Origin of the sequence: Salmonella sp. 32010601201800023SM, from assembly GCF_017572235.1 — a bacterium.
Classification (GTDB): domain Bacteria; phylum Pseudomonadota; class Gammaproteobacteria; order Enterobacterales; family Enterobacteriaceae; genus Salmonella; species Salmonella enterica.
On sequence record NZ_JAGEQS010000001.1, the window covers coordinates 181,801 to 205,919 of the forward strand.

At 52.7% G+C, this 24,119-nt stretch carries 23 protein-coding genes, 2 pseudogenes and 1 other annotated feature; of the genes and pseudogenes, 13 read left to right on the forward strand and 12 right to left on the reverse strand.

All coding sequences use genetic code 11. The features are described from left to right. Positions 1-17: 17 nt before the first annotated feature. The 9 genes from hisIE to hisL all read right to left on the reverse strand — a co-directional run bounded on the left by hisIE (position 18) and on the right by hisL (position 7,350). Complete coding sequence (gene hisIE, locus J4617_RS00835; RefSeq protein WP_000954847.1) at positions 18-629, reverse strand: bifunctional phosphoribosyl-AMP cyclohydrolase/phosphoribosyl-ATP diphosphatase HisIE; 612 nt, start codon at positions 627-629, stop codon at positions 18-20. After that, positions 623-1,399 (reverse strand): imidazole glycerol phosphate synthase subunit HisF, encoded by a 777-nt coding sequence (gene hisF, locus J4617_RS00840; protein ID WP_000880125.1) that lies wholly within the window; start codon positions 1,397-1,399, stop codon positions 623-625. Before hisF ends, hisIE begins: the two co-directional genes overlap by 7 nt. Beyond that, complete coding sequence (gene hisA / locus J4617_RS00845) at positions 1,381-2,118, reverse strand: 1-(5-phosphoribosyl)-5-[(5-phosphoribosylamino)methylideneamino]imidazole-4-carboxamide isomerase (protein WP_000586406.1); 738 nt, start codon at positions 2,116-2,118, stop codon at positions 1,381-1,383. Before hisA ends, hisF begins: the two co-directional genes overlap by 19 nt. After that, on the reverse strand, positions 2,118-2,708 hold the full coding sequence (gene hisH / locus J4617_RS00850) for an imidazole glycerol phosphate synthase subunit HisH (protein ID WP_001103591.1): 591 nt from the start codon (positions 2,706-2,708) through the stop codon (positions 2,118-2,120). The genes hisA and hisH overlap by 1 nt, the downstream gene beginning before the upstream one ends. Next, complete coding sequence (gene hisB / locus J4617_RS00855) at positions 2,708-3,775, reverse strand: bifunctional histidinol-phosphatase/imidazoleglycerol-phosphate dehydratase HisB (RefSeq protein ID WP_000080044.1); 1,068 nt, start codon at positions 3,773-3,775, stop codon at positions 2,708-2,710. The genes hisH and hisB overlap by 1 nt, the downstream gene beginning before the upstream one ends. After that, positions 3,772-4,851 (reverse strand): histidinol-phosphate transaminase, encoded by a 1,080-nt coding sequence (gene hisC / locus J4617_RS00860; RefSeq protein ID WP_000102710.1) that lies wholly within the window; start codon positions 4,849-4,851, stop codon positions 3,772-3,774. The genes hisB and hisC overlap by 4 nt, the downstream gene beginning before the upstream one ends. Beyond that, positions 4,848-6,152 carry a histidinol dehydrogenase gene (gene hisD, locus J4617_RS00865; protein ID WP_000009622.1) on the reverse strand — a complete coding sequence of 435 codons (1,305 nt, stop codon included), beginning with the start codon at positions 6,150-6,152 and terminating at the stop codon, positions 4,848-4,850. The genes hisC and hisD overlap by 4 nt, the downstream gene beginning before the upstream one ends. 102 nt (positions 6,153-6,254) lie before the next feature. Next, complete coding sequence (hisG, locus tag J4617_RS00870; protein WP_000886604.1) at positions 6,255-7,154, reverse strand: ATP phosphoribosyltransferase; 900 nt, start codon at positions 7,152-7,154, stop codon at positions 6,255-6,257. Positions 7,155-7,200: 46 nt separating this feature from the next. Continuing rightward, positions 7,201-7,324: a sequence feature (His leader region), on the reverse strand. Beyond that, positions 7,300-7,350, reverse strand: a complete 51-nt coding sequence (gene hisL / locus J4617_RS00875) for a his operon leader peptide (protein WP_001364200.1) — start codon at positions 7,348-7,350, stop codon at positions 7,300-7,302. (Overlaps the previous feature by 25 nt.) A gap of 162 nt (positions 7,351-7,512) precedes the next feature. On the opposite strand from hisL, the gene J4617_RS00880 reads away from it, so the two are divergent. From J4617_RS00880 to plaP, 4 genes are all read left to right on the forward strand, one after another. Next, positions 7,513-8,337 carry an SDR family oxidoreductase gene (locus J4617_RS00880; RefSeq protein ID WP_000754712.1) on the forward strand — a complete coding sequence of 275 codons (825 nt, stop codon included), beginning with the start codon at positions 7,513-7,515 and terminating at the stop codon, positions 8,335-8,337. Between the two features lie 45 nt (positions 8,338-8,382). Then, positions 8,383-9,297 carry a LysR family transcriptional regulator gene (locus J4617_RS00885; RefSeq protein WP_017465514.1) on the forward strand — a complete coding sequence of 305 codons (915 nt, stop codon included), beginning with the start codon at positions 8,383-8,385 and terminating at the stop codon, positions 9,295-9,297. Positions 9,298-9,530: 233 nt separating this feature from the next. After that, complete coding sequence (yoeI, locus tag J4617_RS00890) at positions 9,531-9,593, forward strand: membrane protein YoeI (protein WP_096335044.1); 63 nt, start codon at positions 9,531-9,533, stop codon at positions 9,591-9,593. Further along, positions 9,583-10,941 carry a putrescine/proton symporter PlaP gene (gene plaP / locus J4617_RS00895; RefSeq protein WP_001519005.1) on the forward strand — a complete coding sequence of 453 codons (1,359 nt, stop codon included), beginning with the start codon at positions 9,583-9,585 and terminating at the stop codon, positions 10,939-10,941. The genes yoeI and plaP overlap by 11 nt, the downstream gene beginning before the upstream one ends. Before the next feature lie 135 nt (positions 10,942-11,076). On the opposite strand, the gene sbcB is transcribed toward plaP, so the two are convergent. Next, positions 11,077-12,507, reverse strand: coding sequence for an exodeoxyribonuclease I (gene sbcB, locus J4617_RS00900; protein ID WP_017465515.1), 1,431 nt, complete (start codon positions 12,505-12,507; stop codon positions 11,077-11,079). Between the two features lie 159 nt (positions 12,508-12,666). Between sbcB and J4617_RS22865 the strand changes: the two are divergent. Next, positions 12,667-12,744: pseudogene (locus J4617_RS22865) on the forward strand (hypothetical protein); the annotation flags it as partial. A 129-nt stretch (positions 12,745-12,873) separates the two neighbouring features. Here J4617_RS22865 and sopA read toward each other — a convergent pair. Next, complete coding sequence (gene sopA / locus J4617_RS00905; protein ID WP_017465516.1) at positions 12,874-15,222, reverse strand: SPI-1 type III secretion system effector HECT-type E3 ubiquitin transferase SopA; 2,349 nt, start codon at positions 15,220-15,222, stop codon at positions 12,874-12,876. Positions 15,223-15,488: 266 nt separating this feature from the next. On the opposite strand from sopA, the pseudogene J4617_RS00910 reads away from it, so the two are divergent. The 8 genes and pseudogenes from J4617_RS00910 to J4617_RS00945 all read left to right on the forward strand — a co-directional run. Then, positions 15,489-15,581 (forward strand): annotated as a pseudogene (locus J4617_RS00910) (heavy metal-binding domain-containing protein); the annotation flags it as partial. 259 nt (positions 15,582-15,840) lie between these two features. Next, complete coding sequence (phsA, locus tag J4617_RS00915; protein ID WP_000028228.1) at positions 15,841-18,117, forward strand: thiosulfate reductase PhsA; 2,277 nt, start codon at positions 15,841-15,843, stop codon at positions 18,115-18,117. 14 nt (positions 18,118-18,131) lie between these two features. Further along, a complete protein-coding gene (gene phsB / locus J4617_RS00920; protein WP_001016236.1) occupies positions 18,132-18,710 on the forward strand; it encodes a thiosulfate reductase electron transport protein PhsB in 579 nt (192 codons plus the stop codon). Next, a complete protein-coding gene (phsC, locus tag J4617_RS00925; protein WP_001092559.1) occupies positions 18,707-19,471 on the forward strand; it encodes a thiosulfate reductase cytochrome B subunit in 765 nt (254 codons plus the stop codon). Before phsB ends, phsC begins: the two co-directional genes overlap by 4 nt. A gap of 123 nt (positions 19,472-19,594) precedes the next feature. Further along, on the forward strand, positions 19,595-20,767 hold the full coding sequence (gene dacD / locus J4617_RS00930; protein WP_000925042.1) for a serine-type D-Ala-D-Ala carboxypeptidase DacD: 1,173 nt from the start codon (positions 19,595-19,597) through the stop codon (positions 20,765-20,767). 152 nt (positions 20,768-20,919) lie between these two features. Continuing rightward, complete coding sequence (gene sbmC, locus J4617_RS00935; protein ID WP_000384326.1) at positions 20,920-21,387, forward strand: DNA gyrase inhibitor SbmC; 468 nt, start codon at positions 20,920-20,922, stop codon at positions 21,385-21,387. 118 nt (positions 21,388-21,505) lie between these two features. Continuing rightward, on the forward strand, positions 21,506-22,564 hold the full coding sequence (locus J4617_RS00940; protein WP_001200858.1) for an FUSC family protein: 1,059 nt from the start codon (positions 21,506-21,508) through the stop codon (positions 22,562-22,564). Between the two features lie 244 nt (positions 22,565-22,808). Next, positions 22,809-23,144 (forward strand): DUF496 family protein, encoded by a 336-nt coding sequence (locus tag J4617_RS00945; protein WP_000450405.1) that lies wholly within the window; start codon positions 22,809-22,811, stop codon positions 23,142-23,144. A 33-nt stretch (positions 23,145-23,177) separates the two neighbouring features. Here J4617_RS00945 and pduX read toward each other — a convergent pair whose 3' ends face one another. Beyond that, positions 23,178-24,044: an L-threonine kinase PduX gene (gene pduX, locus J4617_RS00950; RefSeq protein ID WP_001808089.1), complete on the reverse strand. Its 867-nt coding sequence runs from the start codon at positions 24,042-24,044 to the stop codon at positions 23,178-23,180. Positions 24,045-24,119: the final 75 nt, after the last annotated feature.

Consider the following 24,119-nt stretch of genomic DNA (forward strand, 5'->3'; position numbering starts at 1 on the left):
GCCCGGTTTTTTTACGCTTATTGATGACGCTTACGAAGATTGTCGATCACGGTGGTGAGGTTGAGATCCTGATCCTGCAACAGCACCAGCAGGTGGTACATCAAGTCAGACGCTTCATTGGTCAGCTCAACACGATCGTTAACGGTGGCCGCCAGCGCGGTTTCCACACCTTCTTCGCCAACTTTTTGCGCAATACGTTTAGTACCGCTGGCGTACAGTTTCGCCGTGTAAGAGCTGGCCGGATCGGCGGTTTTGCGCTCTGCCAGTAGCTGCTCCAGTTGATACAGGAATAACCACTGATGGCTGGCGTCGCCAAAGCAGCTGCTGGTACCTTTGTGGCAGGTCGGCCCGACAGGATTTGCCAGCACCAGCAGTGTATCGTTGTCGCAATCCGGCGCAATGCTGACGACATTCAGCACATGGCCTGAGGTTTCGCCTTTGGTCCATAAACGCTGTTTCGTGCGTGAGAAGAACGTGACATGGCCGGATTCAATGGTTTTGTCCAGCGCTTGTGGGTTCATATAGCCCAGCATCAATACTTCGCCGGATACCGCATGTTGCACGATGGCTGGCATCAGGCCATCGGTTTTTTCCCAGTCCAGCTCGCGGCGTTGTTGCTCTGTTAACATATCCTGATCTCCACGCCCTGGCCTGCCAGGTACGCTTTTAATTCGCCAATATTGATGATTTGCTTGTGAAAAACGGAGGCGGCAAGCGCGCCGTCGACATCGGCATCACGGAATGCCTCAAGAAAGTGTTCCATCGTGCCCGCGCCGCCGGAGGCGATCAGCGGCACGCGGCAAACGTCACGGACTTTTTTCAACTGCGTCAGATCGTAACCGTTACGCACGCCGTCCTGGTTCATCATATTCAGGACGATTTCCCCCGCGCCGCGCTGTTGTACCTCTTGCACCCAATCCAGCGTCTCCCACTGCGTCACGCGGGTACGGTTTTCATCGCCGGTATACTGGTTAACATGATATTTCCCCGTGGCGTCGTCAAACCAGGTATCAATCCCGACGACAATGCACTGTACGCCAAAACGGTCAGCCAGACGGGTAATCAGCGTTGGGTCAGCCAGCGCCGGGGAGTTGATAGAGATCTTATCCGCCCCGAAAGAAAGAATTTTGGCGGCGTCGTCAATTGACCGGATACCGCCCGCTACACAAAACGGAATGTCGATCACCTCGGCAACGCGCGCCACCCAGCTTTTATCGACTACGCGGCCATCGCTGGAGGCGGTAATGTCATAGAACACCAGTTCGTCCGCGCCTTCGTCGGCATAGCGTTTGGCCAGCGGAACGATATCGCCAATGATCTCATGGTTGCGAAACTGTACGCCTTTCACCACCTGACCATCACGAACATCCAGACACGGAATTATACGTTTTGCCAGCATTGGATGGCCTCCTTAACGGTAAATTTCCCTTCCAACAGCGCGCGTCCGACAATCACGCCGCGCACGCCGGTGCCGCGCAGGGCGGCAATATCATCGATATCGCCAATACCGCCGGAGGATTGAAAGGCGATCTGCGGATATCTGGCGCATACCTCTTCATACAGCGACACGTTAGAGCCCGCCAGCGTGCCGTCGCGAGAAATATCGGTACACAGTACATGTTTCAGACCGACGGGGAGATAGGTCTCCACCAGTTGTTCCAGCGAGACGCCGGAATTTTCCTGCCAGCCGCTAACCGCCACCTGCTTGTTGCCGTGTTCGTCTATGCGAACGTCCAGCGCCAGTACCAGCGCCTGCGCGCCAAAACGTTCAAACCAGCCTTTCACCACGTCAGGGGATTTCACCGCCGTTGAACCGATGACCACACGGGCAACGCCAGCTTTCAGTAATGCCGCAACGTCTTCTTCGGTACGCACGCCGCCGCCGACCTGAACAGGCACGTTCACGCCCGCGACCAGGGTTTTAATCAGCGGTATCTGTCGCTTAGCCGGATCTTTAGCGCCGGTCAGATCTACCAGATGCAGCACCCCGGCGCCCTGGGCGGCGTAATCCTGCAAACGGGGCAGGGGATCGTTACCGTAATCCCGCTGCCGGGCGTAGTCACCCTGGTGGAGACGCACCACGGTGCCGTCAATTAAATCTAATGCCGGAATAATCATTACATCTCCAGGAAGTTTTTCAGCAACTGTGCGCCCGCCGCGCCCGAACGTTCCGGGTGGAACTGTACGCCGAAGAAATTATCTTTCTGTACCGCCGCGGTAAACGGCTCGCCGTAATTGCACTGGGCGATAGTCCACGGGTTGACCGGCATCGCGTAGCTGTGAACAAAGTAAAAATAGGCGCCATCTTCAATGCCCTGAAACAGCCGGTTGCCCGCCTGCGGATACACGCGATTCCAGCCCATGTGCGGCAGCGGCAGACCAAAGTCGGTCATTTTCGGCACGTCTTGTTCGATAATGTTCAGCAGATCCACGCCGCGCGTCTCTTCGCTGCGACGACCCAGCAGTTGCATCCCTAAGCAGATACCCAGTACCGGCTGAGTACACGCTTTAATTAAGTCGATCAGTTCACGTTCGCGCAGTTGATCCATAGCGGCCTGCGCCGTGCCGACGCCGGGCAGAAAGAGTTTGTCAGCGCGTAATACGATTTCCGCTTCGCGGCTGACCACCGGGGTGTAACCGTGGCGCGCCACGGCGGATTTTACCGAGCTTAAATTGGCGCAGCCGGTGTCAAGGATGACGACGTTCATCACAGCACTCCTTTCGAGGACGGTAATGTATCGCCCTCCACGCGAATAGCCTGGCGTAGCGTCCGACCAAAGGCTTTAAACAAACTTTCGACACGGTGGTGATCGTTCTTACCTTTAGTCTTGAGATGCAGAGTGACGCCCATCGTGTAAGAGAGTGAGCGGAAAAAGTGTTCAATCATCTCTGTGCTCAAATCGCCCACACGCTGGTAGGTAAATTCAGCTTTATATTCCAGATGCGGACGACCGGAAATATCCAGCGCGCAGCGCGCCAGACATTCATCCATCGGTAGTACAAAGCCAAAACGGCAGATACCGCGCTTGTCGCCGAGTGCCAGTTTTAATGCCTCACCGAGCGCCAGTCCGGTATCTTCTACCGTGTGGTGATCGTCGATATAGAGATCGCCCTTAACGGTAATCTCCATGCGAAAGCCGCCGTGGGTGGCGATTTGATCGAGCATATGGTCAAAGAAGCCGACGCCGGTATTAATCTTGCTGTTGCCTTCGCGATCCAGCCAGACGCTGACATCAATCTGTGTTTCTTTGGTGTTGCGGACCACATGCGCATAACGATCGCGTTTCGTTAGCTGTTCGCCAATCATCGTCCAGTTCAGCGTTTCACGGTGATAGCGTAAACCAGTAATGCCCATGTTATCAGCGAGCTGGATATCGGTCGCACGATCGCCAATCACATAGCTGTTGGCGCTATCCATCGCTTGTTCCGCAAGATAACGCTCCACCAGCTTCACTTTGGGCTTGCGGCAGTCGCAGTCGTCTGCGGGCAGGTGAGGGCAGATCAGCACCTCATCAAAGCATACGCCCTGAGAGGTGAAAATCTGCATCATCAGGTTGTGCGGTCCGTCGAAGTCCGCCTGCGGGAAGCTTTGCGTGCCAAGTCCATCCTGGTTAGTGATCATCACCAGCTTAAAACCGGCTTTTTGCAGCTTCAGCAATACGGGAATCACCTCTGGCTCAAAGGCCAGTTTATCAAAGCGGTCTACCTGAAAATCGCTCGGCGGTTCGGAAATTAAGGTTCCGTCCCGGTCGATGAAAAGATACTTCTGACTCATACTGGCTCCGCACGTAAGGCGTCAATGACGCGCTGGTTTTCCTGGCGGGTGCCGACCGTAATCCGCAGGCAGCCGCTTAAAGAAGGTTGTTTATTCTGATCGCGTAAGATAATGCCCTGATCCCATAAGGATTTAAACACGCTGCTGGAGGCGGTAAACCGCGCCAGAATATAGTTGGTTTCAGAGTCAAAGACGTGTTCTACGCAGGCGGTCTGTTGCAGGGCATTCACCAGATACTGACGTTCCTGCACTGTCTGCGCCACGCGATCGCGCATTGCGTTTATTCCCTGCGGGCTCAGCGCCTGGGCGGCGATATCCGCCACTGGCGTAGAAAGCGGATAAGGGGCGATCACTTTTAACAGCAGGTTGATCACCTCTTCATTAGCCAGTGTAAAGCCGCAGCGCAGACCCGCCAGCGCAAAAGCTTTCGACAATGTGCGCAGGATAACCAGATGAGGATATTCAACCAGCCAGCCTGTCAGCGTGGCCTGCGGGCAAAACTCAATATAAGCTTCGTCGGCGACGACTATCGCTTTACCGCGTGTCAACTCCAGCAGCGTGCGCAGATCCTGCGGGTTGATAAGTTGCCCGGTGGGGTTATTGGGGCTACAAACGAACACCACTTTTGCGCCGTCAAGGTTGTCGGAAATCCCCTGTAGATCCAGCTGCCAGTTTTCAAGCGCGGGAACCGTCCGGCGCTCTACGCCAATGGTTTCGGCGCTGACGCTGTACATACCATAAGTGGGCGGACAGTAGAGAATGGCGTCTTTCCCCGGTTCGCAGAAGGCGCGGATCACCAGTTCGATCCCTTCATCCGCGCCGCGGCTGACCAGCACCTGCTCCGGCTTTACGCCAGCATATTGCGCGTAGTTTTCAATCACGGCCTTTGGCTGGCATTCCGGGTAGCGGTTAAGCGTTTGTTGGGTGAGCTGAAACTCCACCGCTGTCGGGAATTCATTCGCGTTCAGCCAGACATCGCCGTTACCGCCCAGACGGCGGGCGGACTGATACGGTACCAGGTTGCGGACATTTTCACGGGCTAAGTCAGCGACGCTGAGAGTGTTTTCAGTGCTCATGCTTGCTCCTTGAGGGCGTTTACGCGCAGGGTCACGGCATTTTTATGGGCGGTCAGACGTTCTGCCGCCGCCAATGTTTCAATGGTTGATGCCAGAGCGGAAAAGCCCGCTTTCGACAGTTCCTGAACGGTCATCCGTTTCTGGAAATCCGCTAACCCAAGGCTGGAACAGGTAGCAGTATAGCCATAGGTCGGTAAAACATGGTTGGTTCCGGAAGCGTAATCACCGGCGGATTCCGGCGACCAGTCGCCGAGAAATACCGAGCCTGCGCTGGTAATCGCATCCACCAAATCGCGCGCATTGCGCGTCTGGATGATTAAGTGTTCCGGCCCATACTGATTAGAGATGGCGACGCACTGCGCTAAATCTTTGGTCACAATCAGACGACTGGCGCTCAGGGCCTGCCGGGCGGTGTCCGCGCGCGGCAGTTCCGCCAGTTGACGTTCTACCGCCTCCGCCACCTTGCGGGCAATGTCAGCATCAGGCGTCAGCAGGATCACCTGCGAATCCGGACCGTGCTCAGCCTGGGAGAGCAGGTCAGACGCGACGAAATCCGGTGTTGCGCCGCTGTCGGCGATCACCAGTACTTCAGACGGCCCGGCTGGCATATCGATAGCCGCGCCGTCGAGGCGCTGGCTGACCTGACGCTTGGCTTCGGTTACAAAGGCGTTGCCGGGACCAAAAATTTTATCCACTTTCGGTACGGACTCGCTGCCGAAGGCCAGAGCGGCAATCGCCTGCGCGCCGCCGACGTTAAAGATTTCCTGCACGCCACACAGTTGCGCCGCATAGAGGATTTCATCAGCGATGGGCGGCGGCGAGCACAGAACCACGTTCTGACATCCCGCAATGCGTGCTGGTGTTGCCAGCATCAGCACCGTTGAGAAGAGCGGAGCCGAGCCGCCGGGAATATACAGACCGACAGACGCGACGGGACGCGTAACCTGCTGGCAACGCACGCCTGGCTGGGTTTCCACATCTACAGGCGGTAGCGTCTGCGCGGAATGGAACGTTTCAATATTTTTGACGGCAGCGGCCATCGCCTGTTTTAATTCGTCGCTCAGACGCGCGCCGGCGGCGGCGATCTCTTCAGGGGTGACGCGTAGCGCTGTCACTTCTGTTTTATCAAATTTAGCGCTGTATTCACGCAGGGCATCGTCACCGCGCGTTTTTACATTATCCAGAATATCGCTGACCGTCCGGGTAATACTGTCAGAGGCGGAAATCGCCGGACGCGTCAGCAGCGCACGCTGCTGTTCAGGGCTACAGCTGTTCCAGTCAATCAGGGTATTGAAACTCATGGTCTTTACTCCATCACAGGGTTCCGCCTTATCTGGCCTACAGAACCCAAAATATCAACGCATTACGTAGGCCTGATAAGCGCAGCGCCATCAGGCGTCAGATCACTCCATCATCTTCTCGATCGGCAGTACCAGAATCGAGCTGGCGCCAAGCGCTTTCAGTTTCTCCATGGTTTCCCAGAACAGCGTTTCGCTGCTGACCATGTGCATCGCCACGCGCTGTTGCTCGCCCGCCAGCGGCAGAATTGTCGGCCTTTCAGCGCCTGGCAGCAGGGCGATAACCTCTTCCAGGCGTTCACTTGGCGCGTGCATCATGATGTATTTCGATTCGCGCGCCTGAATCACGCCCTGAATACGGGTCAGCAATTTATCGATCAGCTGCTGCTTGCTCTGTGCCATCTCACCGTCGCGCTGAATCAGACAGGCTTTAGAGCGGTAGATAACTTCGACTTCACGCAGGCCGTTAGCTTCAAGCGTCGCGCCGGTAGAGACCAAATCGCAGATAGCGTCGGCCAGCCCCGCGCGCGGCGCGACTTCGACAGAACCATTTAACAGACACGATTTAAAAGAGACGCCTTTCTGGTCGAGGTAGCGTTTGAGGAGGTGCGGATAAGAGGTAGCGATACGTTTACCGTCCAGCGCCGCCGGGCCGTCCCAGGCTTCGTCAACCGGCGTTGCCAGTGATAAACGGCAGCCGCCGAAGTCAAGACGGCGCAGGGTTAAATAGCGTGGATCTTCGCCCTGCGCGCGGCGGTTGAGTAGCTCTTCTTCCAGCACGTTTTCGCCGATAATGCCGAGATCGACCACGCCATCCATCACCAGACCCGGAATGTCATCATCACGCACGCGCAGGATATCAATCGGCATGTTTTCCGCCATCGCAATCAGGCGCTGAGTGTGTAAATTAATTTTTATGCCGCAGCGGGCCAGCAATTCTCGTGAATCATCGCTTAAACGGCCTGATTTCTGAATAGCTATGCGTAAGCGGGTGTTGTCTAACATTCTGCGTTCCTCTTTATCCTGTCTGAACCGGTCTGTATCGCGCGCCAAAAAAAAGCCCCCGGAAGATGATCTTCCGGGGGCTTTCTCATGCGTTCATGCACCACTGGAAGATCTGAATGTCTTCCAGCACACATCGCCTGAAAGACTAGTCAGGATGATGGTGATGATGGTGGTGTTTAAATTGAACGCGTGTCATAAAAATTCCGATGAATGCTTATTCATTTGATACCTTTTAACCTAAACCACTTTTACGCCTTAAAGCAAGCGCTTTTTTCATTTCGCATTTATAGTATGAATTGTCAGTCACGGCGGGCTGGCGTAGCCTTATGTATAAGGCGTTAAAGTCAGGAGAAAATGGATGAAAAAGGTCGCAATTGTCGGTTTAGGTTGGTTAGGCATGCCGCTGGCAATGTCGCTGGCAGCGAGAGGCTGGCAGGTTACCGGCAGCAAAACCACCCTTGACGGGGTGGAAGCGGCCCGTATGAGTGGAATTGAAAGCTATCCGCTGCGTCTGGAGCCGGAGCTGGTCTGTGAGGCGGACGATCTTGACGCTCTGCTGGATGTCGATGCGCTGGTGATAACACTGCCCGCGCGCCGTAGCGGTCCAGGAGAGGATTTTTATCTGCAGGCGATGCAGGAGCTGGTCGACAGCGCGCTGGCTTATCGTATCCCGCGTATTATTTTTACCAGTTCGACGTCTGTTTACGGCGATGCGCAAGGCGTGGTGAAAGAGAATACGCCGCGTAATCCGGTCACGGCCAGCGGGCGTACCCTGAAGGAACTGGAAGATTGGCTGCATAATCTGCCGGGCACGTCAGTAGATATTCTGCGGCTGGCGGGGTTGGTCGGGCCCGGGCGCCATCCCGGTCGTTTCTTTGCCGGAAAAACCGCGCCGGATGGTCAACACGGGGTCAATCTGGTGCATCTTGAAGACGTGGTTGGCGCAATTACCCTCTTGCTACAGGCGCCAAAAGGGGGGCACATCTATAATATATGTGCGCCGGCGCATCCAGCCCGCAACGTGTTTTATCCGCAAATGACGCGCTTGCTGGGAATGGCGCCGCCGCATTTTCGTGACGCACCGGACAACGGCAAAGGGAAGATTATCGACGGTAGCCGGATTTGTAATGAGCTGGGATTTGAATATCAATATCCCGATCCGCTGGTGATGCCGATGGAGTGAGTCGCTGTCCAGCAGGTGGTCGCCATATAGCGCAAGGGGACGAGTATGAAACCACTGCTGGACGTTCTGATTATTCTTGATGTGTTAGAAAAAGAAGGCAGCTTCGCGGCGGCGTCGGCAAAATTATTTAAAACGCCGTCCGCCCTCAGTTATACCGTTCATAAGCTGGAAAACGATCTTAATATCCAACTGCTCGACCGTAGCGGGCATCGCGCGCGATTTACGCGAACAGGTAAGATGCTACTGGAAAAAGGCCGTGAAGTGCTGCACACCGTCCGCGAGCTGGAAAAGCAGGCGATTAAACTGCATGAAGGCTGGGAGAACGAACTGGTCATCGGTGTGGATGATACCTTTCCCTTTTCTCTTCTGGCCCCGCTTATCGACGCTTTTTATCAACGCCACAGCGTGACGCGCCTTAAATTTGTTAATGGCGTTCTCGGCGGTTCATGGGAGACGCTGACGCAGGGAAGGGCGGATATCATCGTTGGCGCCATGCGCGCGCCGCCGCCTGACACCGGCTTTGGCTTTGCAAGACTGGGCGATCTTGAACTGGTGTTTGCTGTCGCTCCGCATCATCCGCTGGTTCATGAAGAGGAACCGCTTAGCCGCCAGACGATCAAACGTTTTCGCGCGATTGTGGTTGGCGATAGCGTCCATTCCTCGCGATCAATAGGGTCTGAACTGCTCGACGCTCAGGAAGCGATTACCGTGTTTGATTTTAAAACCAAGCTGGAGCTGCAAATTAGTGGCCTGGGATGCGGCTATTTACCGCGTTATCTGGCGCAGCGATTTTTGGAAAGCGGCGCGCTTATAGAGAAGAAAGTTGTGGCGCAAATCGTCTATGAACCGGTGTGGGTTGGCTGGAATGAACAGACCGCCGGGCTGGCCAGCGGCTGGTGGCGGGATGAAATTTTAGCAAATAATGCTATTGCTGGGGTGTATGCAAAATCGCCGGTTTAAAAATCAATCGCTTATGAAAAATAATTTTTTGAACGCGCTCGCATTCTCTTGTCATTTCACTTCAATTTAGGGCAGAATACGCCGCTTGCAAAAAATGACACTAACCGACGTTTTAATACGCGTCGGTTATTTTTTTGCTTCAAACACATCATTCAATACCAAGAGGCCGGGCTTCGTACCGGATAGATACTTACTTAAAAATCGACAGTTGTTGTCGCTGAGGAATCCAGAAAATGGGGCAATTTTTTGCTTACGCGACGGCATTCGCCGTAAAGGAGAATGACCATGTCGCATAACGTTACTCCAAACACCTCTCGCGTGGAATTACGTAAAACGCTTACGTTAGTTCCGGTTGTAATGATGGGTCTTGCCTATATGCAGCCGATGACGCTGTTCGATACATTTGGTATCGTTTCAGGCCTCACTGACGGTCACGTACCGACGGCGTATGCATTCGCGTTAATCGCGATTCTGTTTACGGCGTTAAGCTACGGGAAACTGGTGCGTCGCTACCCTTCCGCGGGTTCGGCGTACACCTATGCCCAGAAATCCATCAGCCCGACCGTTGGCTTTATGGTGGGTTGGTCTTCTCTGCTCGATTATCTGTTCGCGCCGATGATCAACATTCTGTTGGCGAAAATTTATTTTGAAGCGCTGGTGCCCTCCATTCCGTCATGGGTGTTTGTCGTGGCGCTGGTGGCCTTTATGACGGCCTTTAACCTGCGCAGCCTCAAATCGGTCGCTAACTTCAACACCGTGATTGTAGTGCTACAGGTGGTGCTGATTGCGGTCATTCTGGGCATGGTGGTTTATGGCGTATTTGAAGGCGAAGGCGCCGGTACGCTGGCGAGCACCCGTCCGTTCTGGTCCGGCGATGCGCACGTTATCCCGATGATTACGGGAGCGACGATCCTGTGCTTCTCCTTTACCGGCTTTGACGGCATCAGTAACCTGTCGGAAGAGACCAAAGATGCTGAGCGCGTGATCCCGCGTGCGATTTTCCTGACCGCGCTGATTGGCGGCCTGATCTTCATCTTTGCAACCTATTTCCTGCAATTGTACTTCCCGGATATCTCTCGCTTTAAAGATCCGGATGCGTCTCAGCCGGAAATCATGCTGTACGTGGCGGGTAAAACCTTCCAGGTGGGCGCGCTGATCTTCTCTACTATCACCGTGCTGGCTTCCGGTATGGCTGCGCATGCAGGCGTAGCGCGCCTGATGTACGTAATGGGGCGCGACGGCGTATTCCCGAAAAGCTTCTTCGGTTACGTTCATCCGAAATGGCGTACGCCAGCGATGAACATCATCCTGGTCGGGGCGATCGCGCTGCTGGCGATTAATTTTGACCTGGTGATGGCGACGGCGCTGATTAACTTTGGTGCGCTGGTCGCGTTTACCTTTGTTAACCTGTCGGTGATTTCGCAGTTCTGGATCCGTGAGAAGCGTAATAAAACGTTGAAAGATCACTTCCAGTATCTGTTCCTGCCGATGTGCGGCGCGCTCACGGTTGGTGCGTTGTGGGTTAACCTGGAAGAGAGCTCAATGGTACTGGGCCTGATCTGGGCGGGTATCGGGCTGATTTATCTGGCGTGCGTAACTAAAAGCTTCCGCAACCCGGTTCCACAGTACGAAGACGTCGCGTAATCGCGCGTATTATCGGCAATAGTAAAACCGGAGGCAGTGCCTCCGGTTTTTTGTCTGTCATCCAGCACGTTTGCCGGATGGCGATGTCACTATTTATCCGCTCTGGATTAACAATGCCCGTCAGGCATTGGTCAATTACACAATCTCGGTTGCGTACTGCCACAGTGATTTCAGCAACCCCAGCTTCGTTTTATCTTCCGCATACTGCTGAGAAAGCATCTGCAATTCATTGGCATACTGTTGTAAAAACTCCGGCGTCAGCACCTGACGGCGATGCTCCAGCCAGCGCTGCTGCTCTGCGTCATCCAGCGTACCGGGAAAATTGCGTGCGCGGTAATTAAACAGCAGCTTCTCAATGCGCTTATCGACAAAGGTAATATCCAGCGCGGGCAGGTTACGCGGCTCGGTTTCGAGTACGATTTTCATGGCTGCGCGATCGGCATCGCTGAAAAAACCATCATAGAGCTGGGCATCAACGTTATCCGAGGCGGCAAAAGGTTCGGCTTCGGCAAAAATCGCCACCACTTTGTCGCGGACCTGCGGGTTTTCACGCAACACTTTCAGGTTATCCAGGCAGTGCTGGCGGTTAATTCCCAGCCGGTCGGCATCCTCCGGGCGCAAGGTATTCGCCTGCGCCAGTACCGGACATTTATTGATATGCACCAGCTTTACCGGCACTGCGACGTGATCGCCAAGATCGGCTTTGGCCATATAAAGCCGCTCGCGAAGGGTGTCGCTGTCCAGCTCAAGAAGAGGAGAAATATCGCCTGCTAAATCGACCATGATCACCGCGTTACGGTTTTCAGGATGCCACGCCAGCGGCGCGACCCAGCTTGTATTACCGCGCCACGCGCCAAACATGCCGGAGACATGCACCAGCGGCTTCATCTGCGGAACGTCAATCAGCGCCGCCAGTTTATGTTTACTGCGGTGGCTATAAAGATAATCAAACAGTCGCGGCTGGCGTGTTTTCACCAGTTGCGCCATCGCAATAGTGGCGTAGACATCCGCCATCGCATCATGCGCGTTGCTGTGTTCGATCCCGTTCGCCTGGGTTAAATGTTCCAGACGAAAGCTGGGCAGGCCGTCGTCGTTTTCCGGCCAGTTAATTCCCTCCGGGCGCAGCGCATAACAGGCGCGCATGACATCCAATAGATCCCAACGTGAATTATCATGCTGCCAGCTCCAGGCGTAGGGATCGTAAAAGTTGCGATAAAAAATATTGCGAGTGACTTCATCATCAAAGCGCACATTGTTGTAGCCCACAACGCAGGTTTTAGGAACGGTAAACAGCGCATGAATGCGTCTGGCGAAAGCGGCTTCGTTTTCTCCTTTCTCACGCGCTTCCTGCGGCGTGATGCCGGTAATCAGCACTGCGCCGGGCTGCGGTAGATAATCATCGGCGGGTTTGCAATAAAACACCTCCGGCTCGCCAATAACGTTGAAGTCGTTATCCGTACGGAGCGCGGCGAATTGCGCAGGTCTGTCGAGGGCCGGATGCGTACCGAAGGTTTCGTAATCGTGGAAGAGGAATGTGCTCTGTATGCTGTCGTTTTTAACTGTCACTTGATGTACACGCCTGATGTTATATGTATATGAAATATTTTATTCTTTTATTTTGTCGTTGATTGATTGTATTTGTACACCAATTGATATTGTTGCTAATGTTCGTACATGCGATGGTGAGTACATAAACATTAAAATCATTGAGTACAAAATACTAAAATGACCATCAGCGACACTAAGCTACGCTCCCTCTATGGTAAACCATATTCCGGTCCATCTGAAATTACTGATTCTGATTTAGTACTGTATGGAATTTAGGCCAGGGGCAATCTGGCCGGGATCTCAAAAAATGCATGGACTAAAACGGGTCTATGTACAGAGGGACACAACGCTGTGTCCCTTAATTCCATGCGGGTTGAGGCTGGACTACGCCCAGGCCAGTGGCAGGATGGATGACAGAACACTCGGGAAATATTTTCTGGCATGACGTTGCATACTATCCGCCACAACGCTGGTACAGGTAAAGGCGCCATGGAGGCCGTGAAAACGGTCGGACCACTCGGTAAACTGTTCGCTGGATGGGAATATCGCCGGAGACAGCTCCCAGGCTTTCTGCATCAGCGCCTCCGCATAGCCTCTCAGGGCCGGCGGAGAGTCATGCTCAGTGCCGAAAATGGCGCTGGAGGAATAGCGTGCGAATGCGGTACTGAGACAGAACAGGGTTTCCGCCTGCTTCTGTGGGGTGGCGTCCGTCAGGTGATAAGCACTGAGGATGTGCTGGTAGTGTGCCGGGCTGAGTTTGCCTTCAGGAAGCAAGGGGTCAAAAATGGTGGCCAGACGCGACACTGAGGCATCATCAATCAACTTCACGGTGGAATGTTTCTGGTTCGTGGCGGCAATAAACTGCTGGTTCAGCTCCCCGTGCTCTTCAGTGCTGAGGATGATATCAATCAGCTCCCCAAAGCGTCGCTGCGTGGCCTGCTGATTAAATGCGGCGAGAAACACCGGAAAGTCATGACGGAATAACTCTACCGGAGAGATTTGCGCGGTGGAAACGTTCTCTCCGGCTCGCAGCAGGTAAAAGTTGTCCCATGTGGTGTCAGGAGTAGGGTTTAGCATTGTTAACAGCGTGTCAGTGGAGAGCATCATCGCCGTGTCTGAATCTTGGGAGGAAAGCAGCAGGAAATTATCTGCAGCGCGGGTTGTCCAGTCCGGGCTGCCATCATAATTGCCGAAGAGCCCATTATGGATGTGGGGAGACACCGCCGGGTGAGCAAGATACTGTTCATAAAGCGCTGCAGCTTTCTGGCGGGTGCCATCAGTGCAGTCCACGCCTGTCATACAGTGTAAAATCACCTGATTAAAGAGTCCGCTGTGAGTGGTCATGGCGGCGCTGTTCCTGTCAAACGAATCCAGCAACACAGGCAGTATGCGCTGCTGATAATATGTGTCAGGAGCCGGCAGGGGAACGTCATTATAGGTCTGGCACTGGTGGGCAAAAAAACGTTCCTGAACAGGCCCGAGCCACTCGCTGATAAGCGCACTTTGCGTATAGGGGGGGTGGGCCAGTACGCTTACCAGCGAACTTTCAACTGGCCGGATACATGCCTCTGTTAAGCGGCCACCCCGCAATGACTTAACCAGGTCTTCCATTGCCTGGACTTTTTCCTGACTGTATTTATCGGGCAGGCTGTCAATGGTCATCAGAATACTTTTACCATTATTGTGCTCATGATTTAAAAATCCATCCACAGCGTTCTCAGTCCAAAGGAGTGGCATTTGCAGCCAGATATCACCTAGACGAATAAAATTTCCGCCCCCTGACACTGACGGAGGTGATGAATTATCCGGTTCATTTAAAATAACGCCAGAGAGGTTGGCTTTGTGACGTATAAGCGTATTTTTTAATGTTGTATCAATAAACGAGGGCTGTTGTTGTGTAGTAATTGAATACTGTAAAAACACTTCATTCATGTCTGAATTACTAAATTTCGTATTACTGCAGACTACATCACTCAGTGTCGAATAAGTGAATCGGCATTCGTCAAAATGTAAATGAGATATATCAGAATAAGTAAATTTTGAATTTGAAAAGTTGAACCCCTTAATAATATCGCCGTCTCGCTCCATGAAGCTGGGGGGCAATATTTTGCTGAATGTAATATTACGGAAATCTGCGTTTGAAAAATCGCGATCTGCGGCCGTAAGGGTTTCTCCGGCTTTCTGTCGTAAAACTGCATCCGTGAGTTTCTTAGCCCAGTCGGCAGGTGATGACGGGGAAGAGGTAGCCTGAAGTGAGAGGGAGGGGGATACTGGTGGTGTTCTACCTTCAGAAACCGTGGGCCTGTTATTGGCTGATACAGAGACTCCACCGGGGAGCGGGGCCGCACCTGTCATTCTGTAATTATAATCACATGTTTGATTTGCAATATGCTTACGCATGAATGCTGCATTCATTTTTGAGACATCTTCTGCTGAAATATTTTTCTTGCCTGCATTATTTGTATCTTTAATATTTTTAACAGTAATCAATGTTTTGTTTAAGGTGTTTTTATCTTTCGGCTGAAAGAAGTCTTTTATTTTTTGTGGTAACGCGAACTCAATCGGTGAGTCCTTTCCTGTTTTAAATTTTTCATTTAAAGATGTATGCGTGTTTTTAACACTGGTTATTTTTGAGGTGAGCCCGTTTTTCGTATGTTCACGAATAGAGGTAATTAATTTTTTAACCTGGTTAGGAATAGTAGAAAAATTAATTGCGCCTGATGATATCTTCATTAGAATTCCTTATCAACATCATTATGGAAAAACGGTCTGGATTTTTAACGCCTTAAAAGTAAGCTTCATATGTCGGTATGGCGATGGAGATCACAATTCACCATGTTATCTGGCAGGTTTCTTTCAGAAAGTGTCCATCCTGTCATCATGTCACCGTATTGTGGGACGCTGACGTATCTGCGGAAAAATCAAGGCATAAGGGAGCGGGTCGGGTAACGAAGCCCGTGTGCACGCAAAAGTAAACCCGCTTCGATGCTCAACCAGCGTTTTTCGCCGGCATTCGGGATATCGTCGGCGGACGTTCCGGCGCGTATGAGAAAGAACTGCGTAAAGCGCGTGAAATCGCTTTTCAGGAAATAATCGTTTTCTTTTAAATATTATTACGTGTTATTGGAATTGTATCATTTTTATAATTAACAGCGGGTTGTTTGGTAATTCTGCTGATTATTCAATGACAGTCCATGTGCGTGTTCAGGAAATGTAAAATATTTATAAAATAAAAGGTTTTATCGTGTTGACATGCTCATTTTAACAACTATTTCAAATTGTGATTGAAGCCGATATTTCATAATACAAATTAAATATAATCTTCAGCTATATCTAATAACAGGAGGTTATATGAGCATTAGTCGTCGTTCTTTTTTGCAGGGGGTAGGCATCGGCTGCTCTGCCTGCGCGCTGGGCGCTTTTCCGCCCGGGGCGCTGGCGCGCAACCCGATTGCCGGCATTAACGGTAAAACCACGCTAACGCCAAGCTTGTGCGAAATGTGTTCCTTTCGTTGCCCTATTCAGGCGCAGGTAGTCAATAACAAGACCGTTTTTATCCAGGGCAATCCTTCTGCGCCGCAGCAGGGGACGCGCATATGCGCCAGGGGCGGGAGCGGCGTCAGCCTGGTCAATGACCCGCAACGGATTGTAAAACCTATGAAACGCACCGGGCCACGCGGCGACGGTGAATGGCAGGTGATTAGCTGGCAACAGGCTTACCAGGAAATCGCGGCGAAAATGAATGCCATCAAAGCGCAGCATGGCCCCGAGAGCGTGGCTTTCTCTTCCAAATCGGGCTCGCTCTCCAGCCATCTTTTCCATCTGGCTACGGCCTTTGGTTCGCCTAATACCTTTACGCACGCCTCAACATGCCCTGCCGGGAAAGCCATTGCGGCAAAAGTGATGATGGGCGGCGATCTGGCGATGGATATCGCTAACACGCGCTATCTGGTTTCGTTTGGCCACAATTTGTATGAAGGGATTGAAGTTGCCGATACCCATGAGTTAATGACCGCGCAGGAGAAGGGGGCCAAAATGGTGAGCTTCGATCCGCGTTTGTCGATATTTTCCAGCAAGGCGGATGAGTGGCACGCTATTCGTCCCGGGGGGGATTTAGCGGTTCTGCTGGCGATGTGCCACGTCATGATTGATGAACAGCTCTACGATGCGTCTTTTGTTGAGCGTTATACCAGCGGATTTGAACAGTTAGCACAGGCGGTAAAAGAGACGACGCCGGAATGGGCCGCCGCGCAGGCCGATGTCCCAGCCGACGTTATTGTCCGGGTGACACGCGAACTGGCTGCCTGCGCGCCTCACGCTATTGTCAGTCCTGGTCATCGCGCGACGTTCTCGCAGGAAGAGATCGATATGCGGCGTATGATTTTTACGCTTAATGTGCTGCTCGGTAATATTGAGCGCGAAGGCGGGCTATATCAGAAAAAAAACGCGTCTGTTTACAATAAACTGGCCGGAGAAAAGGTCGCGCCAACGCTGGCGAAACTCAACATTAAAAATATGCCGAAACCGACGGCGCAACGCATCGATTTGGTCGCACCGCAGTTTAAATATATCGCCGCTGGCGGCGGCGTGGTGCAAAGCATTATTGACTCGGCGTTAACCCAGAAGCCTTACCCGATAAAGGCGTGGATTATGTCGCGGCATAATCCTTTCCAGACCGTCACCTGTCGTTCGGACCTGGTAAAAACCGTTGAGCAACTGGATCTGGTGGTCAGCTGCGATGTCTATTTGAGCGAGAGCGCGGCATATGCCGACTATCTGCTGCCGGAATGCACCTATCTCGAACGGGACGAAGAGGTATCCGATATGTCGGGACTGCACCCGGCTTACGCTCTGCGCCAACAGGTCGTAGAGCCGATTGGCGAGGCGCGTCCGAGTTGGCAAATCTGGAAAGAACTTGGCGAGCAGTTGGGATTAGGGCAGTACTATCCGTGGCAGGATATGCAGACGCGCCAACTCTATCAGTTGAACGGCGACCATGCCTTAGCGAAGGAACTGCGACAGAAAGGGTATCTCGAATGGGGCGTTCCGCTGCTATTACGCGAACCAGAATCCGTTCGTCAGTTTACGGCGCGTTACCCCGGCGCTATCGCGACGGACAGTGACAACACCTATGGCGAACAGCTTCGCTTCAAATCGCCCTCCGGCAAAATCGAACTTTATTCCGCAACCCTGGAGGAATTGCTCCCTGGCTACGGCGTTCCGCGCGTTCGTGACTTTGCGCTGAAAAAAGAGAATGAGCTTTACTTCATTCAGGGCAAGGTGGCCGTGCATACCAATGGCGCGACGCAGTACGTACCTTTACTCAGCGAGCTAATGTGGGATAACGCGGTCTGGGTTCATCCGCAAACGGCGCAAGAAAAAGGCATTAAGACCGGCGATGAGATCTGGCTGGAAAATGCCACGGGTAAAGAGAAAGGTAAGGCGCTGGTGACGCCCGGTATCCGCCCGGACACGCTTTTTGTCTATATGGGATTTGGCGCTAAAGCTGGGGCCAAAACGGCGGCGACGACACACGGTATCCACTGCGGAAATTTACTGCCGCACGTGACGAGTCCGGTATCCGGTACGGTAGTGCATACCGCAGGCGTGACGCTGAGCCGGGCATGAGGGAGGAGGGAACCATGAATCATTTAACGAATCAGTACGTCATGCTGCATGATGAAAAACGTTGTATCGGCTGCCAGGCGTGTACCGTTGCCTGCAAAGTGCTTAATGACGTACCGGAGGGATTTAGCCGCGTACAGGTACAAATTCGCGCCCCTGAACAGGCATCCAACGCACTAACCCATTTTCAATTTGTCCGCGTCTCCTGTCAGCACTGTGAAAATGCGCCATGTGTCAGCGTTTGTCCTACCGGAGCGTCATATCGTGATGAAAACGGGATCGTGCAGGTGGATAAATCGCGCTGTATTGGCTGCGATTATTGTGTTGCCGCGTGTCCTTTCCATGTGCGCTATTTGAATCCGCAAACCGGTGTCGCCGACAAGTGTAACTTCTGCGCCGACACGCGGTTGGCGGCTGGCCAGTCTCCGGCGTGCGTATCCGTTTGCCCAACGGACGCGCTGAAATTCGGCAGACTGGATGAGAGCGAGATCCAGCGCTGGGTCGGTCAGAAAGAGGTCTATCGCCAGCAGGAGGCGCGTAGCGGCGCGGTCAGTCTGTACCGTCGTAAAGAAGTCCATCAGGAGGGTAAAGCATGAATACTATCTGGGGAGCGGAACTACATTATGCGCCAGATTATTGGCCGCTGTGGTTAATTTACGCAGGCGTCGTGGTGCTGCTCATGCTTGTTGGGCTGGTTATCCATGCGTTATTGCGCCGGATGCTGGCGCCAAAAACGGCGGGCGGTGAAGAACATCGTGACTATCTCTACTCGCTGGCGATTCGCCGCTGGCATTGGGGAAATGCGTTACTGTTTGTTTTATTACTGTTAAGCGGTTTATTTGGTCATTTTTCTCTCGGCCCTGTAGCGCTAATGGTACAAGTGCATACCTGGTGTGGTTTTGCCTTACTGGCTTTCTGGGTCGGGTTTGTGCTGATCAACCTCACCACAGGTAACGGGCGTCACTATCGGGTAAATTTTTCCGGACTGGTAACGCGCTGCATACGCCAGACGCGTTTTTACCTTTTTGGCATTATGAAAGGGGAAGCGCATCCGTTCGTGGCAACAGAGCAGAATAAGTTCAATCCACTGCAACAACTGGCATATCTGGCGATTATGTACGCGCTGGTACCGCTGTTAATCATCACCGGTTTGCTGTGTCTCTATCCGCAGGTTGCGGGTCTGGGCCCTGTGATGCTGGTGCTGCATATGGCGCTTGCTATCATCGGCTTACTGTTTATTTGCGCGCATCTCTATCTGTGTACTCTTGGCGACACGCCGGGACAAATTTTCCGTAGCATGGTTGACGGCTATCATCGTCATCGTACCGCGCCGCGCGGGGATAAGTCCGCCGTCTGAGCGTATCCATAAAATAATGTCAGCAAGAAAATGTGCCTTGTGTCACATTTTCTTGCAATTTATCCATGTTTGTTTAACTGAACTTCCGTAAAAAGAACGGCAAATAGAGACCATCCTGAGGACATGCTGTTGAAACGCCGTTTGTTTATTGCCGCTTCTTTATTCGCGATGCACCTTTCTCCTGCGCTTGCGGCCGATGCCGTAAGTTTTGCTCCCCAACCGCCAGCCATTGATGCAGGCGCCTGGGTGTTGATGGATTACACTACGGGACAGGTTCTTACCGCCGGTAATGAACACCAGCAACGTAATCCCGCCAGCCTTACCAAGCTAATGACGGGCTACGTCGTCGATCGCGCCATCGATAGTCATCGTATCAGCCCTGACGATATCGTCACCGTTGGGCGCGACGCCTGGGCGAAGGATAATCCGGTGTTTGTCGGCTCCTCGTTGATGTTTTTAAAAGAAGGGGATCGCGTGTCGGTACGCGATTTAAGTCGTGGCTTAATTGTGGATTCCGGTAACGATGCCTGTGTGGCGCTGGCGGATTATATCGCGGGCGGGCAACCGCAGTTTGTGGCGATGATGAACAGCTATGTGAAAAAACTCAATTTACAGGATACCCATTTTGAAACCGTCCACGGTCTGGATGCGCCGGGACAACATAGCTCCGCGTATGATCTGGCCGTACTCTCCCGGGCGATTATTCACGGCGAACCTGAATTTTATCACATGTACAGCGAGAAAAGCCTGACCTGGAACGGCATCACGCAGCAGAACCGCAACGGCTTGTTATGGGATAAGACCATGCATATCGATGGGCTTAAAACCGGACACACATCGGGGGCGGGATTTAATCTTATCGCATCGGCGGTGGACGGGCAGCGCCGACTTATCGCCGTCGTGATGGGAGCGAAAAGTTCGAAAGGTCGTGAGGAACAGGCGCGAAAACTGTTGCAGTGGGGCCAGCAAAACTTTGCGACGGTGCAGATTTTGCACAGCGGTAAAAAAGTGGGCAGCGAGCGAATCTGGTATGGAGACAAAGAAAAGATTGCGCTGGGTACGGAACAGGATTTCTGGATGGCGCTGCCCAAAGCGGAAATTCCGCATATCAAAGCAAAATATGTGCTGGATAGAAAAGAGCTGGAGGCGCCAATCGCCGCTCATCAACAGGTAGGTGAAATAGAGCTCTACGATCGGGATAAACTGATCGCTCAGTGGCCGCTGGTCACTCTGGAATCGGTGGGTAAAGGCGGTATGTTCTCTCGTCTGAGCGACTATTTTCAGCATAAAGCGTAAGCCGTTGTCACACACACCGTTCACCGTCATCTGAGGTGTCAAAAGGGCGGGATTGCGAGGTTGCTCACAAAATGATCACGCTGTCCTTGTGACCGTAAAAGGCTGTAATTATACTGTACATTCATACAGTATGGTGAAGTGACGGAGGCAGCATGGATTACGAAATCAGGCAGGAACAAAAACGCAAGATAGCCGGTTTCCACATGGTCGGTCCATGGGAACACACCGTGAAGCAGGGTTTTGAACAACTGATGACGTGGGTGGATCGACAGCGGATCGTGCCAGTTGAATGGATTGCCGTCTATTACGACAATCCAGATGTCGTACCTGCAGAAAAACTCCGCTGCGATACCGTGGTGTCCGTGGCAGAGAATTTCATCCTGCCGGACAATAGCGAAGGCGTAATCGTGACCGCCATTGAAGGCGGCGAATATGCCACTGCTGTCGCGCGAGTGGAAGACCGTGACTTTGCGAAGCCGTGGGAACGGTTTTTTGACGTCCTCGAGCAGGATAGCGCTTATCAGATAGCCTCTGCGCCCTGTTTTGAAACCTATCTGAATAACGGCATGGAAGATGGATACTGGGATATTGAAATGTATATTCCGGTACAGCGGAAGTGATCGACTGGTTTCCTGGCTGAAAAGAGCGGACGGATAATGTGTTCCGTCCGCCAGTGCGCTATTTTTGCTATAAAGCAGGTACAATGCATTTTTTGCCATTCCCGTAAGGAGCGCAAGCGTGCGTGCCGATAAGTCATTAAGCCCTTTTGAAATACGGTTGTACCGTCATTATCGCATCGTGCATGGCATACGTATCGCCCTGGCGTTCATTCTTACCTTTCTGCTGGTTCGTCTGTTTTCTATTCCCGAGGGCACATGGCCGCTAATCACGTTAGTGGTGATTATGGGGCCCATCTCATTCTGGGGAAATGTAGTGCCTCGTGCTTTTGAGCGCATAGGCGGTACGATTCTGGGCGCGGCGTTAGGGCTGGTGGCGCTACGCCTGGAGCTCTTTTCCTTACCGCTGATGCTGGTGTGGTGTGCGATAGCGATGTTTTTGTGCGGCTGGCTGGCCTTAGGGAAAAAACCGTATCAGGCGCTACTGATAGGCATAACGCTCGCCGTTGTTGTCGGCGCTCCCGCTGGTGATATGAATACGGCATTATGGCGTGGCGGGGATGTGATTTTGGGGTCGCTACTGGCAATGTTGTTTACCGGCATCTGGCCCCAGCGCGCCTTTTTGCACTGGCGCATCCAACTGGCGCATTGCGTCACGGCGTATAATCGGGTGTATCAGGCAGCGCTGTCGCCGAATTTGCTGGAGCGCCCCCGGTTGGATAAACATTTGCAACGGTTGCTGAACGATGTCGTCAAAATGCGCGGGCTGATAACGCCAGCCAGTAAAGAAACCCGGATACAAAAATCTATTTTCGAGGCCATTCAGACCATCAACCGCAATCTGGTTTGTATGCTTGAATTACAAATCAATGCCCACTGGGCGACGCGCGCCAGCCATTTTGTGATGCTTAACGCGCACACATTGCGTGAAACCCAGCAGATGACGCAGCAAACCTTGCTAACGATCGCCCACGCGTTGTTTGAAGGCAACCCGCAGCCGGTACTGGCAAACACCGGTAAACTGAATGATATTGCTGCCGAGTTGCGGCAGCTAATGAACGAGCAGCAGGGCGACGCGGTGGCTGAAACCCCCATCCACGGCTATGTTTGGCTAAGTATGGAAACTGCCCGACAGTTGGAACTGCTTTCACATTTGATCTGCCGGGCTTTGCGCAAATAAAAAGCAGATGGGGCGAATGAATTTGTTGCTGCTTCGATTCAGCAAAGATTAAGAGTATGATACTAATATAAGGATAAAATGAGTGCTACTGGCAACGATTTTATCCCCGAACCTTCAGGTTTCCCCAGACGGCGACGTAACGGTGTTTCCTCTGGCGGCTTGAAGTATGACGGGGATAAACGTAATGTTTATCCACTAGCAGTTGCTTAACGAATCCGAATCTCACATTATCAGGGGTGTAAAAATGGAAACAACCAAGCCTTCTTTCCAGGACGTGCTGGAGTTTGTTCGTCTGTTCCGTCGTAAAAATAAACTGCAGCGTGAAATTCAGGACATTGAGAAGAAGATCCGTGACAACCAGAAGCGTGTGCTGCTGCTGGACAACCTGAGCGACTACATCAAGCCAGGTATGAGCGTTGAGGCGATTCAGGGTATCATCGCCAGTATGAAAAGCGACTATGAAGATCGCGTTGATGACTACATCATTAAAAATGCCGAAATCTCCAAAGAGCGTCGCGACATTTCCAAAAAGCTGAAAGCGATGGGCGAAATGAAACACGCCGATGTAAAAGCCGAATAATGCGCTACGGCAGTGGGAGCGTATATCAGGCTCTCACTGCAGTTTGACCCCGCCTGTGACCATCTTGAGTAAATGTTGTTTTGGCCAGTGTCGGGTAAGTTTTTTCTCTGCCAGCTTACCTTTCAGGCGCGCAATATCATGACGTTTTCGGTCCAGCATCAGACCCACCACGCTACCGCTATGTGCCACGTTCAATCCGTATAAATCACACTCTTCGACCAGCGACAGCAGGGCGGTAAATCCTGGCTTAGGTAACAGCGTCTGGCTGGCGATAGCGCTAAGCGTAGCCGCCTCACCCAGTCGGAGCGGATTTTGCGTTATACAGGCTTCCTGCACCAGATTCCAGGCCTGCTGCAAGGTTGGTGAACTTGCTATTAATTTCTGCTGGCGAGGGAGACGGTGGTAATCTTGCGTGCGCAGTGTGACCGGGCTTTCCAGTACCAGCAAATCGATTGGCGGCGGTGGCTCGCAGGCGATTTGCGTGGCCGCATTATTATGATCAAACAGCGTTAACTGATGAAAAACGGTGCTATCGGTGGGTTCGATTGAGACGCAAAGCTGTGCAAGGGTGGTTTCATCCAGCGAATGGCCAAGATGATGTGCCGTTGCCACTGCCGTAGCGGCAATATCTGCGGTGCTGCTGGCCATGCCTTTGGCAACGGGAATTGACGAACGCACATCGACGCGAATCTCGTTACTCCAGTGCGCAGGATACTGCCAGTGCGCCAGAACTCGCTCCACCATCGCCCGCGACAATGGACGCTCGTTTACCAACGGCGGCGCAGCCGTGACTGCTACGGTGCTGTACCAGTCAACGGGGCAGGAGACCAGTTTCTCACTGCCCAGAATCCATCCCTGGATAAGTTCCCCGCATGAGGCGGGGCATTGCGCAACAGCCACGTTATCACCTTTCAGGTACGAATAGTGTGCGCGCATAGTGTCATGGTAAAAGCGTTATTACCATGACTTGCCGCA

Bases quoted from the DNA above. Each gene is read 5' to 3' on its own strand.
- hisIE (WP_000954847.1), bottom strand. From the start codon at position 629: ATGTTAACAGAGCAACAACGCCGCGAGCTGGACTGGGAAAAAACCGAT.
- hisF (WP_000880125.1), bottom strand. From the start codon at position 1,399: ATGCTGGCAAAACGTATAATTCCGTGTCTGGATGTTCGTGATGGTCAG.
- hisA (WP_000586406.1), bottom strand. From the start codon at position 2,118: ATGATTATTCCGGCATTAGATTTAATTGACGGCACCGTGGTGCGTCTC.
- hisH (WP_001103591.1), bottom strand. From the start codon at position 2,708: ATGAACGTCGTCATCCTTGACACCGGCTGCGCCAATTTAAGCTCGGTA.
- hisB (WP_000080044.1), bottom strand. From the start codon at position 3,775: ATGAGTCAGAAGTATCTTTTCATCGACCGGGACGGAACCTTAATTTCC.
- hisC (WP_000102710.1), bottom strand. From the start codon at position 4,851: ATGAGCACTGAAAACACTCTCAGCGTCGCTGACTTAGCCCGTGAAAAT.
- hisD (WP_000009622.1), bottom strand. From the start codon at position 6,152: ATGAGTTTCAATACCCTGATTGACTGGAACAGCTGTAGCCCTGAACAG.
- hisG (WP_000886604.1), bottom strand. From the start codon at position 7,154: ATGTTAGACAACACCCGCTTACGCATAGCTATTCAGAAATCAGGCCGT.
- J4617_RS00880 (WP_000754712.1), top strand. From the start codon at position 7,513: ATGAAAAAGGTCGCAATTGTCGGTTTAGGTTGGTTAGGCATGCCGCTG.
- J4617_RS00885 (WP_017465514.1), top strand. From the start codon at position 8,383: ATGAAACCACTGCTGGACGTTCTGATTATTCTTGATGTGTTAGAAAAA.
- plaP (WP_001519005.1), top strand. From the start codon at position 9,583: ATGTCGCATAACGTTACTCCAAACACCTCTCGCGTGGAATTACGTAAA.
- sopA (WP_017465516.1), bottom strand. From the start codon at position 15,222: ATGAAGATATCATCAGGCGCAATTAATTTTTCTACTATTCCTAACCAG.
- phsA (WP_000028228.1), top strand. From the start codon at position 15,841: ATGAGCATTAGTCGTCGTTCTTTTTTGCAGGGGGTAGGCATCGGCTGC.
- phsB (WP_001016236.1), top strand. From the start codon at position 18,132: ATGAATCATTTAACGAATCAGTACGTCATGCTGCATGATGAAAAACGT.
- phsC (WP_001092559.1), top strand. From the start codon at position 18,707: ATGAATACTATCTGGGGAGCGGAACTACATTATGCGCCAGATTATTGG.
- dacD (WP_000925042.1), top strand. From the start codon at position 19,595: ATGCTGTTGAAACGCCGTTTGTTTATTGCCGCTTCTTTATTCGCGATG.
- sbmC (WP_000384326.1), top strand. From the start codon at position 20,920: ATGGATTACGAAATCAGGCAGGAACAAAAACGCAAGATAGCCGGTTTC.
- J4617_RS00945 (WP_000450405.1), top strand. From the start codon at position 22,809: ATGGAAACAACCAAGCCTTCTTTCCAGGACGTGCTGGAGTTTGTTCGT.